At 66.2% G+C, this 20,518-nt stretch carries 8 protein-coding genes; 6 read left to right on the plus strand and 2 right to left on the minus strand.

The genetic code is table 11. The annotated features are described in order from the left end of the window. Positions 1–71 precede the first annotated feature (71 nt). Both RSE14_RS13415 and RSE14_RS13420 read right to left on the minus strand, forming a co-directional pair. Positions 72–2,213, minus strand: a complete 2,142-nt coding sequence (locus tag RSE14_RS13415; protein WP_324074446.1) for a S46 family peptidase — start codon at positions 2,211–2,213, stop codon at positions 72–74. Between the two features lie 88 nt (positions 2,214–2,301). Further along, complete coding sequence (locus RSE14_RS13420; protein WP_324074449.1) at positions 2,302–2,952, minus strand: DUF1826 domain-containing protein; 651 nt, start codon at positions 2,950–2,952, stop codon at positions 2,302–2,304. A gap of 157 nt (positions 2,953–3,109) precedes the next feature. On the opposite strand from RSE14_RS13420, the gene RSE14_RS13425 reads away from it, so the two are divergent. The 6 genes from RSE14_RS13425 to RSE14_RS13450 all read left to right on the plus strand — a co-directional run bounded on the left by RSE14_RS13425 (position 3,110) and on the right by RSE14_RS13450 (position 20,516). Beyond that, positions 3,110–3,967, plus strand: a complete 858-nt coding sequence (locus RSE14_RS13425; protein ID WP_324074450.1) for a 4-helix bundle domain-containing protein — start codon at positions 3,110–3,112, stop codon at positions 3,965–3,967. 382 nt (positions 3,968–4,349) lie between these two features. Then, entirely contained in the window at positions 4,350–6,107 is a 1,758-nt protein-coding gene (locus RSE14_RS13430) for a ShlB/FhaC/HecB family hemolysin secretion/activation protein (protein WP_324074453.1), read from the plus strand. 1 nt (position 6,108) lies between these two features. Beyond that, positions 6,109–14,652, plus strand: a complete 8,544-nt coding sequence (locus RSE14_RS13435) for a beta strand repeat-containing protein (RefSeq protein WP_324074454.1) — start codon at positions 6,109–6,111, stop codon at positions 14,650–14,652. A gap of 1 nt (position 14,653) precedes the next feature. After that, positions 14,654–17,710 (plus strand): CHAT domain-containing protein, encoded by a 3,057-nt coding sequence (locus RSE14_RS13440; RefSeq protein WP_324074456.1) that lies wholly within the window; start codon positions 14,654–14,656, stop codon positions 17,708–17,710. 21 nt (positions 17,711–17,731) lie between these two features. Further along, on the plus strand, positions 17,732–19,780 hold the full coding sequence (locus RSE14_RS13445; protein ID WP_324074458.1) for a CHASE2 domain-containing protein: 2,049 nt from the start codon (positions 17,732–17,734) through the stop codon (positions 19,778–19,780). After that, on the plus strand, positions 19,767–20,516 hold the full coding sequence (locus RSE14_RS13450; protein ID WP_324074460.1) for a hypothetical protein: 750 nt from the start codon (positions 19,767–19,769) through the stop codon (positions 20,514–20,516). The genes RSE14_RS13445 and RSE14_RS13450 overlap by 14 nt, the downstream gene beginning before the upstream one ends. The last annotated feature ends 2 nt before the right edge of the window (positions 20,517–20,518 follow it).

Here is a 20,518-nt window from a genome sequence, read left to right on the forward strand (position 1 = left end):
CCCCGCGAGGCTGGCGAGGATGTTAGCAGGCGGCGCGCGGGATTCCCACGCGCCGCATACTTATTCAGATTTTACTTGGTCTCGACGCCCATTTCCTTGAGCAGACGCTGCGCGCCGTCGACCTTTTCCATGGTCCACAGCATGAAGCGGCTGTCGACGTGGATGGTGCGGTTGATCTTGGGATCATACATCCAGTCGCTGACCACGCCCTCGATCGTGCCGTCGAAGGCAAGGCCCACGAACTCGCCCTTGGCATTCAGGGTCGAAGAGCCCGAATTGCCGTTGGTGATGTCGACGGTCGAGAGGAAGTCGACCGGCAGCGTGCCCAGCTCAGGCGAAGCCCAGCGGCCGTAATCCTTGGCCTTGATCAGTTCGATCATCTTGTCGGGCGCGTCGAATTCGCCGCGGCCGGTGTGCTTGGCGACAATGCCCTCGGCAGTGGTGAAGGGGGTCCACACCTGCCCGTCGACCGCCTTGCCCGTCACATTGCCATAGGTGAAGCGCAACGAGCCGTTGGCGTCCGGGTACATCGTCTTGCCGAGCGATGCGGCATAGGCAAGGCGCGCTTCCATCACGCTCGAACGGGCCTTCTGGACCCGGCCCGAGCGTTCCTTTTCCGCCGCTTCGCTGGCCATTGCCTCGTCATAGGTGGCAATCGCAAGCTGGATGAAGGGATCATTCGATGCCTTGAAGTCGGCAACCGACTTGCCCATCCATTCGAGGCGCTTGGCGGTGTTGGCGAGTTCGCTGCCGGCGTAGAGCGAGGCAAGATCGCGGCCTTCCATGAAGGCATCGAAGCTCTTGATGCGCTGTTCGGCGGGCAGGGTGCGGTATTCGGCAAGGCCATCCGCCCAAAGCGCCTGATCGATCGCTTCGACATAGCGGCGCTCGATGCGCTGCATGCCCTGCGTCATGAAGGCGCGGTCACGCTCCTGGAAGCCGGGCTCGCGCTGCTTGTCGGGCTTGGCCTGTTCGTTGGCCCAGCGGTAGAGCGAGCGTGCCGCACCGTAAAGCTGGCCGCGGCCGAGCATCCCGCGCTTGGCATCGGCGAGAGCTTCGGCGTTGCTTTCGGCCACCAGCTTGTCGAGCTCAGCCAGCGCCGCGCCATAGGTCGCCTCGCGCTTGGGGTCGGCCGTGATCCACGCGCGGAAGCCCGCCTCGTCGGCCTGCTTCTTCTCGACCAGCGAGATGGCATCGGCCCCGGCCATCTGGCCGGCGATCTTCTTCTCGTAGTTCTCGATGCCCTGCAGCGTTGCGGCATAGGCGATGGTCGCGGCCTGATTGCCCGCGGTCAGCTCGTCGATGCGGTTGCCATACTCGGTCAGCATCGCCTGCTGGTAGGGGTAGAGTTCCTCGTAATAGAAGCGCGCTTCTTCCGCCGAGCGCAGACGCTCGGTGGTGCCGGGGAAACCGGCGACCATGATGAAGTCGCCGTCCTTCACGCCTTCCTTGGCGATCGGCAGCCAGGCCTTGGGCTTGAAGGGCACGTTGTCCTTGCTGAACGGGGCCGAGGAGCCGTCGGGCGCGACGTAGGCGCGGTAGAAGGAGAAGTCGCCGGTGTGGCGCGGCCACATCCAGTTGTCCTTCTCGCCGCCGAAATTGCCGACCCCGCCAGCCGGCGCGTAGACCAGGCGCACGTCCTTGATTTCGAGCTGCTGCTGGAGCCAGTACTGCTGCCCGCCGAAATAGGCGCGGACATCGCAGCGGCGGTTGGCCTGCTTCTCGCACGCCTCGATCAACGCGGTGCGATTGGCCTGCAGCCGGTCATAGCGGGCGCGGCCTTCGAGCTTCTCGGCACCCTTGAGCATGTCCTTGGAGACATCGCGCAGGTCTTCGATCACGTAGACGCGGCTGCCGGGCGCTGCGGGCAGTTCGTCGGCCAGGGTCTGGGCGAGGAAGCCGTTGGTGAGGTAGTCCTTCTCGGGCGAGGAATTGTACTGGAGCGAGCCAGCCACGCAGTGGTGGTTGGTGGCGACGAGGCCCTCGGGCGAAAGGAACGCGGCCGAGCAACCGCCGAGCGAGGCGATCGCGGTCAAGGGCGGGCGCTGGAGATCGCCGAGGGTCTTGGCATCGAGCTCAAGCCCGGCGGCCTTCATCTGGTCGGCAATCGCGCCGGTCTGGCTGGGCAGCCACATGCCTTCATCGGCGAGCGCCGCGGCCGGAATTGCAAGGGTCAGGGCACTGGCCCCGGCAAGCAGGAAAGTTCTCGTCACTAGCATCACCCTGTCATGGCGCCGCGCTCCGGCCGATGGCGGAAGCGTCGTGCGCGTGTTTTCGCCCGAACGGACGGAAGCCGCGCTGTTAGGCCAGTTCGCCGGTTTCTGAAAAGGGCGAATCTGGCCGTTCGACGAAAGGCTTGGCTGACGGGTTCAATACCAGCAGCAGCCGCGTGGCTCCCGTGCCCGCAATCGGCGGAGAGCGATGGATCGCGGGACGCTCGGTCGCAAGCTTGCCCTTGAACAGGCCGACATCGAAAGCGGCCATGCGATTGATCCTGCGCGGCTCGCCACCAGCGGCGAGATGGGCGGCTTCGGCATCGTCGAGCCAGTCCGTCCCGGCCCCGACATAGGTCGTGATCAGGCGCGCGCTGACATAGTCGGCGTGGAACTTGCGGCAGGAATCGGTGCGCACCACCTCGAGCCGCAATTCGATCCGCGCCAGATCCATCGCCGCGCAGAATCGGCGCGCGAGCTGGGCGGCGTCTGCCACCAGAACGTCCCACAGGCCGGGTGCGGCAAAGCCGTTTTCAGCAAGGGCTGCCATGAGCTTGGCAGGCAGATCATCCGGCGTGGTCTCGAACCGGATGTCCTGCGGATCACCCTCGGTCAGCGGGGCGAAATTGGCAAAGGGCGTGCGCTCCCAGATCGCAAGGTTGCAATCCTCCTCGCGGATCGCGTCCAGCACATCAGGCGCATTCGCCAGGCGGGACTGGCAGGCGAGCAGCATGGTCATGGAAGGCGGGTGCTCCAGAAGAGATATTATCACATAACCTATCGGGTGAGGGTGAAGCTGGCAAGTGCCGCGCGTCCGAAAAAGGCCACTTGCGAATGATTATCATTTCCGTCATGACGCGCTCCACTTTTCCATTCCACCCAAGGATTCCTGCCCGATGAACAGCAAACTCAAGCTCTGGACCCAGCTCGGCCTCGGCACCGCCATCGCGGGCGGTCTGCTCGCTGCCTGCGGCGGCGAGGCTGGCGGCGAAGGTGGCGGCGAGGCTGGCGGCGAGGCGGCTGCGGTCGCTCCCGGCGGAGAGGGCGAAGGCGGCGCCGGCGGCGAAGGCGAAGGCGGAGGGGCCACAGGTGGTGAGGGCGAGGGCGGGGTTGCCGTCGCCAATGCCGCCACCGATCCGGTCGCCTATGGCACCGCGCTTGCTGTGACCGAGGCTCATGTTGTCGCTGCGCGCGATGCCTTTGCGGCGGGCAAGACCGATGCCGCAGCCGAAATGTTCGCGCACCCCGCGTCCGAAGTGCTGGTGGAAATGGACCCGGTGTTCACCAAGCTCGGGGTCAAGGACTTCAAGCCGCTTCTCACCGATGCCTCGGTCGCGGTGATCGAAGGCAAGAGTGCCGCCGAAGTGGGCAAGCGCTACGACGCGATCATCGCCGCGCTGCGCGCTGCTGCGACCAAGGCCCCCAAGAGCGAAGCCAGCGAGGCCAAGATTGCCGCCGCCGTCATCGTCGACCAGATCGAGCGGGCCAGCACCATGTATCGCACCGCCGCCAAGGGCGATGCCTACGAGCCCTATCTCGACGGATACGGCTTTGCGCGGGTGGCCGAGAGCGCCTTTGCCCGCAGCGGCAATGCGATCAAGGCCGAAAATCCCCAGCTCCACGCCGGCATCACCGCGGCGCTGGCTGTGCTGAAGCAGGCCTATCCGGGCGCTGCGCGTCCGGCCAAGATGGCGGTGGAACCGGGCGCGGTTTCGGCGGCATCCTCCAAGGTCATGCTCGCTGCGGGCAGCTGATCAGGAGCGCTGCTCCAATCCCGACACCACTCGTGCTGAGCGTGGGCTTGTGCAAATGCGACAAAGGCGCACTCTCCCCGCGTCTTTGTCGTAAGGGCGCTTGTGTTTACCGGCTGCCGCTGTAGGTTTGAAGATAAAAACCGGGGTCGTTCCGGCTGGGGCAAAGCATGACGCCAAAGCGTCAGCGGTCTTGGCGCGAAAAACATGAATGTTTTTATTTGGGTGGCCAGATCTGGCTGCCTGTTGAGTGAACGGTCTGGGGGGAAATTTGTCGGTTAATCGCCAAGAACCGCAAGGTTACGTGCAACCTGATTCGCGCGGATCGGGCCGTGGTTCCTCTTCAAGCGCAGTCACTGCCCTATGGCGCGGGGCGGCTTCGGCCATGGCTTTGGGACTTGGCGCGATGCTGGTGCCGGTCAGCGCCGCATCGGCCCAGGCGCAGATAACGCCGCCTAACCGCACCGATCTCGTCCCGCCCGAGCTGCGCCGCGAGGAACAGCGCCCGACGCTGACCATCGATGGCGATTTCGAGCGCCCGCCCTGCGCGCTCGACCGGCCCGAATTCGCCGATATCAAGTTCACCGTCGCCGGAGCGCAGTTCAACGGGCTGGACCGCGTTCCCGGCCTGTCGCTCGAAGACGCCGTTGCCAGTTACAAGGGGCGCGAGGTGCCGGTATCGGTGCTGTGCGATATCCGCGCTGAGGCCAATGCCATCCTCCGCCGGCAGGGCTATCTCGCCACGGTCGAGATCCCCGAGCAGACCCTTGCCGACAACACCCCCGATTTCAACGTGGTGTTCGGCCGTCTGACATCGGTGCGTGTGCGCGGCGATGCCGGGCCGTCCGAGAAGATCGTGGCGGGCTACCTCGAAAAGCTCACCGCGCAGAGCGTGTTCAACACCAATCAGGCCGAGCGCTACCTGCTGCTCGCCGATGACCTGCCGGGCCTTGACGTGCGCCTTTCGCTGCGTCCGGCGGCAGGCGGCGCGCCGGGCGATCTGGTGGGCGAAATTGCGGTGATCCGCCAGCGCGCGATGGTCGATCTCAACGTCCAGAACCTCGGTTCGCAGGCCATCGGCCGCTTCGGCGGAGTGCTGCGCGGCGAGGCCTATGATGTCACCGGACTGGGCGATCGCACCACGCTGGCGCTGTTCAGCACGCTCGATTTCACCGAGCAGCAGACGGTGCAGCTGGGCCATGATTTCCGCGTCGGCAGCGAAGGCCTGCGGCTTGGCGGACAACTGACGTGGAGCACCGTCAACCCCTCTGTCGGCCTCGCAGGGTTCAATGTCGATTCCGAAACCTGGTTCGCCAGCGTCTTTGCCAGCTACCCGCTGGTGCGCAACCGCCGCTCCAGCCTGTTTGCCGATGCCGGGTTCGATTATGTCGATCAGGACGTTGTGCTCAATGGTTTCGGCCTGACGCGGGATCGGGTGCGCATGGCATTCGCGCGGCTTTCGGGCGACATGACTGATCAGCAATCGGTGCTGCGTGCGGGCGGCTATTCGCCCTACGAGCCCAAGTTCCGGATGCGCTACGGCGTCGAGCTGCGTCAGGGCCTTGATGTGATGTCGGCGAGCCCGGATTGCCGTCCCAATCTGCTGGGTTGCCTGTTCGGTGGCGGGACCCCGCCGAGCCGGATCGAAGCCGATCCCACCCCGTTGCTCGCCCGGTTCAACGCCTCGGTCGAATATCGCCCTGTCCCCAAGTTCACGCTGGCGCTGACCAGTCAGGCGCAGTTTACCGGCGACGCACTGCCGGCCTTCGAAGAGCTCGCGGGCGGCAGCTTCTCGATCGGGCGCGGCTATGATCCGGGTTCGGTGCTGGGGGATAGCGGCGTGATGTCATCCTTTGAGATGCGCTACGGCTCGCTGGCGCCGGCCAGCGTCGATGGCTGGGCGCTGCAGCCCTATGTCTTCAGCGACGTCGCCTTCGTGTGGAACGAGGATCCGAGCCGCAGCCCCACCAATCCCGATCGGCTGTGGTCGGTCGGCGGCGGTGTGCGCGTGGCCTGGGGGCCGGGCTTGCAGAGCGATTTCCTGATCGCTGTGCCGCTCGAGCGTCCCGACCTTGCCCTTACCCGCGGCGATGTGCGCTTCATGTTTTCCCTGACTGCCCGTCTGCTCCCCTGGAGATTCTGAGATGACCCAACCGATCCGGAACCGCTCGCGTCTGCTGCTTGGCTGCGGCAGCACCGCTCTGGCGCTGGCTCTGGCCATGGCGCCGCAGGATGCGCAGGCCCAAGGCATCCAGGCCACCGGGAATGTCGTCTTCGGCTCGGCCCAGATCGATAACTCGGTGCCTTCCCAGACCACGGTCAACAGCTTCAGCCAGACGGTCGTGATCAACTGGACGCCAAACCAGGACGGCAACGGCAATGCGCTGACCTTCCTGCCCAACAACGCCACGGCTCTCTTCCAAACGACGGCCTTCCCGGACTTTGCCGTGCTCAACCGGATCCTGCCGGCGCCCAACGGCAATATCGCCGAGATCAACGGCGCTGTGATCTCGCGCTTCCAGAACGCTGCGGGCGGACCGGCGACCCCGGCAGGCTTCGTGGCGTTCTACTCGCCGACCGGCCTGCTGATCGGCAACACGGCGACCTTCGATGTCGGCAAGCTGCTGCTGACCACGCTCAACACCACCGACACCGACTTCCAGAACTTTGCCGAATTCGGCGGCAACATGACGCTGACCGCGGGGACGACCGCGCAGATCCAGATCAGGCCCGGCGCAAACATTATCGCATCCCCCGAGAACGCCTTCTTCGCGGTGGTCGCCGCCGATGTCGAAATGTTCGGCACCGCGCGGATCAACGGTAGCCATGCCTATGTCGCGGGCGACGTGGTCAATCTCCAGTATTCCAACGGTCTGTTCAACATCTCTATCCCCGTCGGCACGTCGGCGGCAGGCGAGGTGATGACGCTCAATGGCAATATCGGTGGCCAGTCGAGCACGGGTGCGGGCGACAACCACATGATCTACGCCTTGGCGCGCGGCCGGGTCGATCCGATCTCCATGCTGTTTTCCGGCAACCTCGGCTTCGATCCGGCGCAGAGCGCAGGCGTCGTCAATGGCGAGATCATCCTGTCGGCCAACCACAATGTGTTCGGCCGCAATGTGAACGGTGGATCGGTCAGCGACGGGATCAATGGCGTATTTGGCGCCAATGCCGGCTTTACCGATACGATTGCCGACGTTTTCCTGACCGACTTCTCGGCATCGAGCAGCCTGCTGGCAATCGGCACCAACAACGTCACTGCGCGCGCCAACAATGCGGCCATTTCGGCGGCAGGGAACCTGATGCTGGTGGCCCAGAACCGGGCGGAACTGTTCGCCAGCGCCAACCGCACAATCACCATCGGTGGCGATCTGCTTGTGTCGGCACAGGATTACGGCGTGGTCAGCTCCAGCCTCCAGTCGCTGGCTCAGATCAACGCCTTCGGCGGCGTGGCGCTGGTGCAGGCGCAGACTGGCGGCACGATCAATGTCGGCGGCAATGCGCGGGTCACCGCCGATGCCTTTGCGGGCGCGGATGATCTCAACCGGATTGCCGGAATCGCACGGGGCGGGACGGCGCAGGTCTGGGCCAATGGCGGGGCGATCAACATCACCGGGAGCACCAGTGTCAGCGCCAATGCCTTCGGCGCCCCGATCAACGACATCATCACCGGGGCGGAATCGCGCGCCGGCACGGCCGAGATCATTGCTGATTTTGGCGGCGACATCACCATCGGGCTCGATGCCGAGGTCTTTGCCAGCGCGTTCGGTGCGCAAGGCTCGTTGTCCAGCCCGTCGAGTGTGTCCAACGCCTATGGCGGGTTTGCTGCAATGCGGCTGCAAAACGCCGGATCCAGCCTGACGATCGGCGGCAATTCGCGGATCATGGCAAATGCCCGTGGCGGCAGCTCGAACAATAGCGGTGCTGGATCGATTGGTGATGCGGGAGTCGCCGTTGCCAACGTCAACGACGCTGGCTTGATTCGCATCACGGGTGGTCTGCTTATCGAATCCGAGGGCTCTGGCGGCAGCAATGCTGGCGGGATCGGTGGTCTTGGTCTGGGCGGGCGCGCTTCGGCCTTCGTGCCCTCGGGCGGCACTTTCGAAGTCGGGAGTGATTTCAACGCCTTTGCGGCCGGCAACGGAGGTAACGGCGTCAACGGCGGCGACGGCTTCGGCGGGATCGCCGGAGCTAATGTGGTGACCGGCAGCATCGCCATAGGCGGCAACGCAGTGGCCAGTAGCATGGGCTTTGGCGGCGGTGCGTTCTTCGGGTTCGGCGGCAACGGCGGCCTTGGTCGCGGCGGCAACAGCTTCTTCCAGGCCAATGGCACCCTTACCCAGACAGCCACGCTTTCGATTCTCGGATATGCCTACGCCTTTTCGGAAGGCTACGGCGGCGTAGGCGGATCGACCGATGGCGATGGCCTTCCGGGCGGGCGCGGCGGCGATGGTTATGGCGGACAGTTCAATGTTACAAACCAGGCCGATCCGGCCTTCGGCAGTGGCGCCTACATTCTGGCCGGCGGCGATAATGGCCGGATCAATGTCGGCGGACTGGCGTGGACCTCGGCAGTCGGCGTCGGTGGCCAAGGCGGCAGCGGGCAAGGCGCCCAGCCTCCCGGGACGCCAATTCCCGGCGGACGCGGCGGGGACGGTTTCGGCGGCCTGGCGCAATCCGGGTTTGCGCTGTTCGGCCAGAATGGTTCGGTCGGCCTCGGGCAGGCGAACTTTGCCAACGTCCGCAATGATGCCACCGCATTTGGCGGCCGGGGCGGTCTGGTCGGCGATTTCCCCGGTGCTCCCGGCGGCAATGCCACCGGTGGCAATGCTTTCCTGACTGTCCGGGCGGGCGATGTCATCGCTAACCAGATCGTCCTGACAGCCAGCGGTGTCGGCGGCGAGGGGACGAGTGGCGGGTTCGGTCGCGGCGGACAGGCGGCGACCCTTGGCAGTCTCGGTGGAAACCTGACGGCGAGCTCGCTGGAATTCACAGCGATCGGCTTTGGCGGCGTTGCTCTCTCCGGAACGGGCGGCGAAGGCTTTGGCGGACTGGCCGCGATCCAGGGTGACGGGATGACCGTTACCGTCAACGGCGATGTCTTCCTCAAGGCGGTGGGCAGCGGCGGCAATTCGGAGGATGGCGCGGGCGGCAATGCCACTGGCGGGCAGGCTTATGTGGCAACGCTTACGGGCAACAACCCCGGCGCGATCACGATCACCGGCCACGCGCAGGTCCTCGCCAATGGGCAGGGCGGCAACTCCATCACCAACTTTGCCGGTGGCAATGGCACCGGCGGCACCGCCTATATTGAGGCCAATGGCGGCAGCGCGGTCAATATCGGCTCGGCGCAGGTCCACGCCGTCGGTCGCGGCGGCACGGCGCAGGTGCATCAGGGCGGCAACGGCACCGGCGGCACGGCGCGGATTGCGGCGACCGGCACGAACAGCCGGGTGACGATCCAGCGCCTCGTCCCGATCGCCTTCAACAACACCTCGGGCGGATTTGCGATCATCAACGCCAACGGGATTGGCGAGATCACCCGCGGCGGCACCGGTATCGGTGGCACCGGGCGGGGCGGCACAGCCGAAGTAAACGCGATTGCAGGCGGCACCGTAGCCCTCTCGACCGACAATAGTCAGTCGATCAACAACGCCGTGTTTGCGCGTGGCTTTGGCGGCAATTCGATTGTTGAAGGCGGCGCGGGCGGCGATGCCTTTGGCGGCACTGTCACGCTGCTGGCCGATGGCGGCACGATCAATGCCGGTGCGGCCACCCCTTCCACCTTCTCGCAAGCCGGTGCATCGGGTGATGCAACCCGCAACATCAGCGGCGGTAATGCCAGCGGCGGCAGCCGCAACATCCGCGTGATCAATGGCGGTCAGCTGACGATCGAGAACTTTGGCGGCGGCGCTGGGGCGCAGGCCGGCAATGGCTCTGGAACCGGCAATGGCGGCAACGCGATTGCGGGCGACGTGCTGTTCGAAGTGATCAATTCCACCGTCAATCTGATTGGCGGTGCTCCGGTGTTCAACAATGCGAACGGCGGCAACGGCCAGATCGGCGGCAATGTTTCGGGCGGGACGATCACCTTCAACGCGGTCGATTCGCTCATCAACCTTCTGCCCAACGCGGCGGGAGCCACGGCGCTGGGGATCAACAACGAGGTGCTCGGCGGCAACGGGGTTACCGCGGGCGGCAGCGCGCAGGGCAGCCTTGTGCTGGTCACGGTTGACGGCACGCAGATTACTGGTGGGAGCTTCGGCACCCGGCTGACAGCGACCGGCGGCAATGCCTTGGCGGCCAATGGCGTCGGCGGCAATGCGACCGGCGCGACCCTCGCAGCCAACTTCATCGATTCGATGCTGAACTTCAGCGGTGAGGTTCTGCTGGCTGCCGATGCGGCTGGCGGCAACGGCGGCACCAACGGCGTGGGCGGCAGTGCGACCACCGGCGATGTCGACATCGTGCTGACGCGCACGACCATGGCGATTGCCGCCACCGCGCAGGGCGCGCCGGGCATCCTGCGGGTGCGCGCGCAGGCCAAGGGCGGACAGGGCGGCACTATCGGCAATGCCACATCGCGGCGCGCGCTGCTTAATCTCGTCGACAGCACGCTCTCGGCAACGAGCGTCTATGTCGAATCCCGCGCCTTTTCCGAGATCTTCGGCGCCGGCCAGCTTGGCGGCACGGCGACCAGTCAACAGGCGCGGATCGGCCTGACCGGGACCAGTGGGATCACAGCGAACCTGCTCGAACTCAACGCCAGCGCGGCGACCTCCCAGGGAGGCAGTGCGACTGCGGGCTTCGCCTCGCTTCAGGCCGAGGCCGGTTCGACCGCGACCATCACCGCACCGCAGATCAACCTTCTGGCCGATGCCAGCTCGACAGCCGACAATACTGCCGGGATCGCGGGCGCGACTCAGGGCGGACAGGCTCTGCTTGCTTCCAACGGCGGCAACCTGACGCTCAACGGCAACGTGCTTGCGAGCGCGCGCGGGATCGGGGCGACGTCGTCCAACCTGCTCTCGGGCGCAACCTCGCGCGGCGGCGTCGCGCAGCTCTTCACGCGGCTTGGCGGCACTGTCACGCTGAACGGCAACATCAATCTCGATGCCAGCGCGGTCGGGGCGACGGGGTCGCTGGTCAACGCATCGAGCGCGTCCAATGCCTTTGGCGGCACGGCGATCATCAACGTCGGCGATACCGGCGGATCGCTGATCATCAGAGGTGACGCGACCGCAAACGCCAATGCCATCGGCGGAAGCTCAAACAACACCGGGGCCGGATCGCTGGCGGATGCCGGTACGGCTGTGGCAAATGTCACCAATACGGGCCTGATCGAGATCACGGGCCGGCTGCGGCTCGATGCCCAGGCAAGAGGCGGCGAGAATGCCGGCGGCACGGGCGGGCTTGCGCTGGGTGGCCGGGCATCGACGGCGACCTTTAGCAACGGCACCATCCGGATTGGCAGCTTCAATGCCGATACTCTGGCGCAGGGCGGCAACGGCAGGATCGGCGGCAATGGCGTGGCCGGCATCGCCGGGGCCATTGCGACGTTCGGCGAGGTCGCGATCACCGGAAATGCTTTTGCTGGCAGCGAGGGCATCGGCGGCAGCGCCACCTACGGGGTGGGCGGCGCTGGCGGCTTCGGCCGCGGCGGCAACTCCTTCTTCCAGGCCAATGGCGACCTGACCCGCACTGCGCGGATTACGATCGGCGGCAACGCGATCGCCTTTGCGCAGGGCGTGGGCGGTAATGGCGGCAATGGCGATAGCGTAACGGCTGGCGGTGCCGGCGGCGCTGGCATTGGCGGTGGTCAGGGCAATGTCCCCAACCAGGCCGACCCGGCCTTGGGCAGCGGTGCCTTCATTCTGGCCGGCGGCGACAACGGCACGATCGAAATTGGCGGTGAGGCTGTCGCAGTCGCCACCGCTGCGGGCGGGCGCGGCGGCAATGGTGGCACCGGCACGGCAGGCGGCAATGGCGGCAATGCGCTGAGCGGAATTGCCATTGCGGGCCTAACGTTGCTGGGCGCCAATGGTTCGGTCGGTCTGGGCGTCGCGCGTTTCAATACCGTCTTCGCGCAGACTGACGCTTTTGCCGGCAATGGCGGCACCGCCAGCGACCCGGCACTTGGCGGCGCGGGCGGCATCGGCATAGGCGGCACCTCCGGGCTGGCCGTCCGTGCGGGCGATGTCATCGCAAATGATGTCGAACTGTCGGCGATCGGCTACGGCGGCAATGGTTCGACCGGCGGGAACGGCTCGGGCGGCGTTGCCGGGGTGTTCGGCAGCCTTGGCGGCAGCCTCAGCCTCGGCGCGCTCGAGATCTTCTCGCAAGGTTATGGCGGCAACAGCACCGGTGCGGGCGTCGGCGGCACCGGTACGGGCGGCGAGGCCTTCCTCGACTTCTCGCAGATCGACGCCACCATCACGGGTGACGTGCTGATCGATGCGAGCGGCTTTGGCGGGACCTCCGTCTCGGGCCGCGGCGGCGACGGGATCGGGCGCAACGCCCGCGTCGGCACGCTCGGCACGGGCGCGGGCAATGGCACCATCGGTGGCAACACCCGCGTGCTTGCCAATGGCACGGGCGGAGCGGGGGCAACCGCCGGTTCCGGCGATGGCGGCCTTGCCGAGGCACAGGCGTTCAACGGCGGCACGTCCAATTTCGCCTCGCTCTTGCTCAGTGCAAACGGCCGCTTCGGTGAGGCAGGCGCAGGCATCACTGCGCTCAGGACCGCGAACGGCAGCACTTCGACGCTCAACGCCACATCGGTGCAGATGACGGCCAACGCGACGGATGGCACCACCAACTTTGCCGGCCAGTTCCTCGTCAATGCGGAGAGCGGCAACATCAACCTGGGCTCGCTCACCGCATCGTCGCTCGGCAATGCCCTGAACGTCGATCTTTCCAGCTCGCGCCTGCTGGCCGAGTTCGGCAACATCAATGTGACGGGTGCCCTCACGGCGACGACCTACGGCGACATGCTGCTGCGCATCGGGACGAACTCGGTGATCGGCAATACGGCGACGACCGGGAACAACACGAACATCCAGCTTGATGCGAATGGCACGATCCGGCTGCTGGCCGTTGCTCCCCCGAGCGGCCCGGGCAGCGCCAACGACCCGATCGGGACCGGCGGCATTGTCGGGCGCAATATCACCATGCGCGCCGGACGCTCGATCCTGCTCGACGGCAATCTGACATCGCGCAGCGGCGCGGTTTCGCTCGCTGCCAACCTCGGCGGCGGGCCGGCGCTGGCAACGCCGCAGCCCTCGGTCATCACCATGGGCTCCGGTTTCACCATCCATGCAGGCACAGGACAAGTCGCAATCAATCTGGCCGACGGCGCGGGCGATCCGCAACGCGCTACCGGAGCGATCACGCTGGCCAATGTCACCGGCGGATCGATCGCAGTCGACAACCGCGGTTCGAGCGCGGGTAGCAACATTGTTGTTCTGTCCAATGGCGTGCTGACCGCATCGGGCACCGGACGGGCAATCGACCTGGCCTCCTTCAATGGCGAGGTGATCAACTTTGCCAATGATGCCGGCCTCGTGCTGACCGGCGGCGGGCATTTCGGTATCTTCGCCGCGACCCCCACCGGATCGCAGATCGGCAACCCCGCCAACTACGTGCGGCGCTACAATGTCCAGACCGAGGTCGCCTATGACGCGCTCAATCCGGGCGGCAACTTTGCCGCCTTCCGGATTGCGCCGGTCATCACGGTGACAGCTGACAACGCCACGCGCTTCTATGGCAGTGCCAATCCGCTGTTCACGGCGAGCTTTGCCGGTTTCCTGCCGGGTGACGGGCTCTCCGGCATCTCGGGTGCAGCCTCGCTCACCACCACGGCCACCGGCACATCCAATGTCGGCACCTTCGCGATTGCGGCAGCGCTCGGTACTCTGGTGAGTGCAGAGGGCTACCAGTTCGCCTTTGCCCCCGGCGTGCTGACGATCACGGCGCGGCCGATCACAGTGACGGCGAACAACCTCTCGCGTCTTTACGGCAATGCCAACCCGGCGCTGACCTTCACGGTCGGCGGACAGGGGCTGGTCAACGGCGATCAGCTCACTGGCGCGCTGGCCACCACTGCCACGGCCACCACAGGAGTTGGCACTGTCGCCATCACCCAGGGCACGCTGGCCGCGACCAACAACTACATCCTGACCTTCGTGAACGGCCAGCTCTCGATCACGCCGCGCCTGCTGACGGTGACGGCGAATAACCAGTCGATCCTGCTCGGCCAGCCCGATCCCGAACTGACCTACACGCTGACCGGCGACGGACTGGTCAACGGCGATCTGCTGGGGGGCGTGCTGGTGCGTGACGAAGGCAATGCCATCGGCTCCTACGCCATCCGGCAGGGCACGCTGAGCGCGGGCAGCAATTACACCATCAACTATGTTGGCGCGACGTTTGAGATCAATGCCCCGCCGGCCCCGCCGGTGGTGAACAACCCGACCATCATCGATACGCCGTTCCTGTCCAGCGAGGAGCCGCCGATGACGTCGGAGGAGGAAGAGGAACGCTTCGGGATGGACTTCCCCGAGCGTCCCGATGCTCCGCTGATTACGCAGGAATCGCTGCTTGATGATCCGGTCTCGAGCGGCGGCGATGCCTCGCTCTACTCGGGCGATGCCAATGCTGCCCCTGGCGGCGGGGAGAAGAAGTAAGATGGCAAGGACCCGCACAATGATCCGTCAGGCGCTTGCACTTACCGGGGTCGTGGCAATCGGAGCGGCGATGCTGGCCGCACCGGGTTCGGCGCGAACCGCGCAGGATTCCGGCCTCAGTCTGCGCGACACTTTCCCGATCGGTTCCAACGGCTTGTGCGAGGCGCAGATCCTTGCACCCGAACCGGGCGCCGGACTGTTTGACCGGCGCTATTCGATCATCTGCCGCGATGCTGCCCTGCCGGTCGGTACGCTGTGGGTGGTCAAGGGCAGCGAGGGCACCGGCACACCGGCACGCTTTGCCGGGCAGGATGCGACCTGCAATCCGGGAAGCGGCGGGGGCGATGTCCCTGGTCTCGCCGGTGCCCAGCGGCTCGCCTGTTCGCGGTCCGGCAGCATCGTGCGCAACGATCTGCTGATCGGCACGCGCGGCGGGCGAACCTATGCTGCAAGCGGACTGGCGGCCTATTCCAAGGCGCTCGAACTCGGGCTGGCCTCGCTCGCCAATGACCGGGTGATGCCCGGCACGGTCGAGATTCCGCTGACCAGCGCGACCGATGATCTGGCCTTCGCGCGCCAGCAGGCCGAGGCGATCTCGGCCGACCAGGCGCTGATCGAAGCCTACCGCCGCAGCAATGCCGGCAATTTCGCCGAGGCGGCCGAATTCTTCGCCGTTTCATCGGCGGCGCTGGTCGGGCCGGGCGCGATCGAGGCGCGCCTCAACAGCGCCTTGCAACAATCCAATCTCGGCAATTTCGCCGAGGCGCGCCGTCTGTTCGCTGCCAGCCGTGCGGACACCGCGGCCAGCCCCGTCCTGTCCCGTCAGCTGCGCAATTACGAGGCGATGGACGCGCTCAACCAGCGCAAGGCCTCCGCGGCGCTTGCGATCCTTGACCGGCCGGTGACGGCCAACTTCACCGATGTCGAAGACCTGCGCGCCCTGCGCATCGGGGCTTCGATGGCAGGACAGCTGGCGAGCGAGAACGAGCGGATCGCTGGTGCCTTCAGCAGCGGTCTGACCCCGCCTGAGCGCGCCAAGCTGCTCGATGGCCAGCACGCCTATCTCAAGGCGACGACGCTGCGCCAGCTTGGCCGCGCGGGTGAGACCACGGCGCTGCTGCGCCAGGCCGAAGCGACGCTGGGCGAAGTGCGCGGCGGCCGGGTTGTCTCGATGGCATGGCTGCGTGCGCAGGTTTTGGGCGAAATGGCCGAGGTGTCCGAACGCACTGGCCAGTCGGCCGAGGCCGAGCGGCTGCACCAGCAGGGCATTGCGCTGCTGGCCGCGACCTATCCCGATGCTCCGGTGCTCGACAGCGCCCGCGCCCAGCTCGCCGGCTTCTATGCCCGTGGCGGCCGGCGCGACGATGCACTGGGCATCTACCGCGAAATCGTGAAGGGCGCCCGCGGGCGGGCCATGCCTTCGCTGCGCAATCTGCTGACCCCCTATTTCGCGCTGCTGACCGACGGCAAATCGCCCGCCGGCGAGGCAGCGACCGATCTCTTCGCCGCCAGCCAGCTGCTCCTGCGCCCGGGCCTTGCCCAGACCCAGGCAGCGCTCGCGCGCGAGCTTTCGGGGGGCAGCGACGAGGCAGCGCAGATGATCCGCACCGCCACCAATCTCGGGCGCGGGATCGAACAGCAGCGCATTGCCCTGCTCGATCTGGAATCGGCCCCCCAGCCGACCGCGCAGCAAACCGCGCTGATTGCCGATCGCCGACAGCGGCTCGAACAATTGCAGCAGCAGCAGGCCGAAGTGCTCGAAAAGCTCGCGGCCTTTCCGCGCTACCGGGCGGTGACCGAGCAGGGGATCACGCTCGGCGATCTGAAAGGCGCGCTCAAGCCGGGCGAGGCCTATGTGAAGCTGGTGACGCTCGAGCGCGACACCTACGTCCTTTATGCCACCGCCGACGATGTGAAGGTGTGGCGCGCCGATGCCACCCCGGCCGAACTCGAGGCGCTGGTGGGCAAGATCCGCGAGAGCATCGCGGTGATCGAAGGTGGTCAGGTGCTGACCTACCCCTTCGATATCGAACGTTCGCGCGAGCTCTATGTTCGCCTGTTCGCTCCGGTGGGCGAGCAGCTGCCCAAGCTCCAGCACATCGTGTTCGAACCCGATGGCGCATTGCTCAAGCTGCCGATCAACCTGCTCGTCACCGATGATGCCAGCGTCGCCGCCTACAAGGCGCGGATGGCTGGCAAGAACCCGGACGAATATGACTTCCGCGGCACGGCCTGGCTGGGCCGGACGGCGGAGATCAGCACCTCGGTGGCGGCCTCGGCCTTCCGCGATGTGCGCGCCGCGCGTCCGTCCAGTGCCAAGCGCGCCTATATCGGGCTTGGCGAAAACTCGCCGGTCGGTACGGATACGCCGGGCGCTGCGCGGATGCAGGCGGCGCTGGCAGCGGGCGACAGGTGCCAGTGGTCGCCCAATATCTGGGCCAATCCGATCAAGGCGACCGAGCTGCGCGAAGCGGCCACGCGCTTTGGCGAGACCGCAAGCGTGCTGACCGACAATGCCTTTTCCGACACCGCGATCATGGGGCTGGGTGATCTTGCGAACTTCCGCATCCTGCACTTTGCCACGCATGGTCTGGTGACGGCGCCGCAGCCCGAATGTCCCCCGCGCCCCGCGCTGGTGACCAGCTTCGATGCGGCCGCAGGTTCGGACGGCTTGCTGAGCTTCTCGGAAATCTTCGGCCTCCGGATCGATGCCGATCTCGTCATCCTTTCGGCCTGCGACACCGCCGGCAGCGCCACGGTCGGCGCAACCCGGGAAGCCGGCGTCACCAGCGGCGGCGAGTTTGCGCTCGACGGGCTGGTGCGCGCCTTCGTGGGCGCGGGCGGACGTACGGTGCTGGCGAGCCACTGGCCGGTGCCCGATGATTTCAACGCCACCGGGCGGCTGATCTCGGGTCTGTTTGCGGGCGACGGCACCGAGACCGCCGAGGCGCTGCGGACCTCGCAGGTCGCGCTGATGGACGATCCGGAGACCTCGCACCCGTTCTACTGGTCGGCCTTTGCCGTGGTCGGCGACGGCGCGGCCAAGCTCGCGCGCTGACCGGATCGAGGGTCGCACCTGATGAATGAGGCAGGGCAAGGCTTTGGCTGGCTGCGGCGCGGCTGGCGCAATGTTCGCGAGGCGGGCGGGGTGCAGTTGCTCGGCACCTTCATCGTGCTGGTTGCCGCGCTGTTCATCGCGCGCTTCAGCTGGGTGCTGCCGGACGGTTCCACGCCCACCCCGCTCACGAGCGAGGCCGAACGCGCCTTCTACGATCTGCGCGCCTATTACGCCGCCGATCTAGTCGAGCAGGATGCCCGCGTCGTGCTGGTGGTCTATACCGATCAGACCCTGATCAATGCCCGCAAGCGCTCTCCGCTCGATCGCGGAATGCTCGCCCGCGCACTGCGCAATATCGATGCCATGGGGGCCAAGGCGATCGGGATCGACATTCTGTTCGATCAGCCGCAGGACGAGGACGAGGATCTGATCGCAGCCCTGCGCGGCATGCAGACCCCCGTCGGGGTCGCCTATGCCAACCTTGCCACCAACCGCGACGATATCGTCTACGAACAGCAGCAATATCTCGAAGCCTTCCAGAACGAACTGACTGGCAGCAAGTCGCGGCGCGCCTCGATCCGGCTCGACAACACTTTCGGCGCGACGCGGGTGTGGCCGGGTATCGTCGAAGGCCTGCCACCGCTGCTGGGCCGCGCCTTGCTCGCCGATGCGGGAGAGAATGCGCCGACCTTCGAGACCTATGAAGGCGCGATCGATTATCGTCGCCCGAAATTCGTGGATTCCCCGCTCTTCCCCTCGCTCCAGATCGATCTTTTCGCCGATCCCGATCCCGAGGTGCTGCCGTTCTTGGCCGAGCAGATCAAAGGCAAGTATGTCCTCATCGGCGGCGATATCGTCGACTATGACCGGGTCGAGACGACCTTCACCTCGGTCAATGGCGAGGTGCCGGCGGGGATCGCGGTCCATGCCGAGATCATCTCGCAGATGCTCGATAACCGGATGCTCGCGCCGATCCCGCAGTGGCTCCTGTGGGCGATGGCGGTGCTGGTGGTGCTCACTGCCGCGCTGACCGCACTGCTCGAATGGCCGGCAAGGCGGCTTGCGCCTTTCATGGTGGTGCTGTTCGCCGGTTTCATCGGGACGCCGCTGGCGCTGCAACTGCGCGATGTCGACACCTATGGCCTGCCCGCATTCGGCTGGCTGATCGGCTGGATCATGGCCTTTACCGCCGTCACCTCGGCAGCGCGCGCGGCTGGCGCGGTGCAGCGCAATTTTGCCGCCAGCGCGCTGGGCAAATACATCCCGCGCGACATTGCCCAGGCTATCATCGACAAGCCCGAACTGCTGTCGCTGGGCGGCGAGAAGCGCGCGATCTTCGTGCTGTTCAGCGATCTTGAGGGCTTCACCAAGATGAGCCACGCGATCGCGCCGGAAATGGTGGCCAAGCTCCTCAACCGCTATCTCGAGATGCTGAGCCAGGTCGTGCTCGATCATGGCGGGGTGATCGACAAGTTCGTCGGCGATGCCGTGGTCGCCTTCTGGGGCGCGCCGATCAGTCGCCCCGATGATGGCGAGCGGGCGGCCAAGGCAGGCTATGCGCTGTGGCAGGCGGGCGAGGCCTTTCGTGCCGAAGTCGCCGCGATGGACGCTGCTCTGCCCAAGATCGGCAAGACTCGCGTGGGCCTCCACTATGGCGAGGCGGTGATTGGCAATTTCGGCGGGGCGACCCGCATCCAGTACACCGCATTGGGCGACTCGATGAACACCGCCGCGCGGCTTGAATCCGCCAACAAGGCGCTCGAATCCAGCATCATGGCGAGCCGCGAATTCGCCGAAGCCTCGGGGCTGGGCTGGTGGCGCGAAATGGGCCGCGTGGTTTTGCGCGGGCGGGCCAAGCCGGTCGATCTGTTTGAACCCGCGCCCGAATTCCCCGATGCCGACAAGGCGACGCTGAGCGAGGCCTGTGCCCATGCGGCGGCCGGCAAGCGCGCGGATGCGATCCGGCTTGCACAAGCGGTGGCTGATCGCCATCGGGATGATTCAGCCTTGCGTAATCTGGTAAAGCGGATGCAGGATGGCGATGATGGAGGAACCTATGTTCTCGGCTAACTTGAAGCGGGTTTGTGCGGCGCTTGCGCTTGGCGGTGCGGCTCTGGCCATGCCGGTTGTGGCGGTCGCCGGCGTGGTGGTGAAGTCCACCGGGCCTTCCGCGGTCAAATATCCCGTCGGCACCAAGCTTGATGACAATGCCTCGATCACGCTGAAGGCCGGCGATGTGGTGACCGTGCTCACCGCCGAAGGCACGCGCGTGATCAAGGGTGCGGGCAGCTTCCGCGTCGGCGATCGTCCGCAGGTCGCCTCCGACCGCTTTGCCTCGCTCACCCGCAAGCGCGCCGCGACCCGCGTGCGCACTGGGGCCGTGCGCGGCGATACCGACGCCGTCCCGAGCAATCCCAACCTCTGGTATGTCGACGTGAACCGCTCGGGCACGATCTGCCTCTATGATCTGGCGACCGTGCGCCTGTGGCGGCCGGGGACCGAGGGCACGGCGACCTATCGCATCGCCGCCCATGGCGCTGCTGCCGGCAGCGAGGCCGAGGTGACCTTCGATGACACCGTCACCGTTGCCGCGCTCGATCCGGCGCGCCTGCCGATTGCCGAGGGCAGTCACTACATGATCACCGCTCCCGACGGCACCACCAGCGCCCAATTGAGCTTCGTGTTGCTGGCCGAAGACTATGCCGCGCCCGATGCGCTGGCCGAGGCGCTGATCTCCAAGGGCTGCACAGTGCAGCTCGAAGCGCTGGGCGCGAGCATGGAGGCTTCGGCCGAAGCGGCCGGTTGAGC

The sequence above is a fragment of the Erythrobacter sp. genome (assembly GCF_035194505.1).
Taxonomy (GTDB): domain Bacteria; phylum Pseudomonadota; class Alphaproteobacteria; order Sphingomonadales; family Sphingomonadaceae; genus Erythrobacter.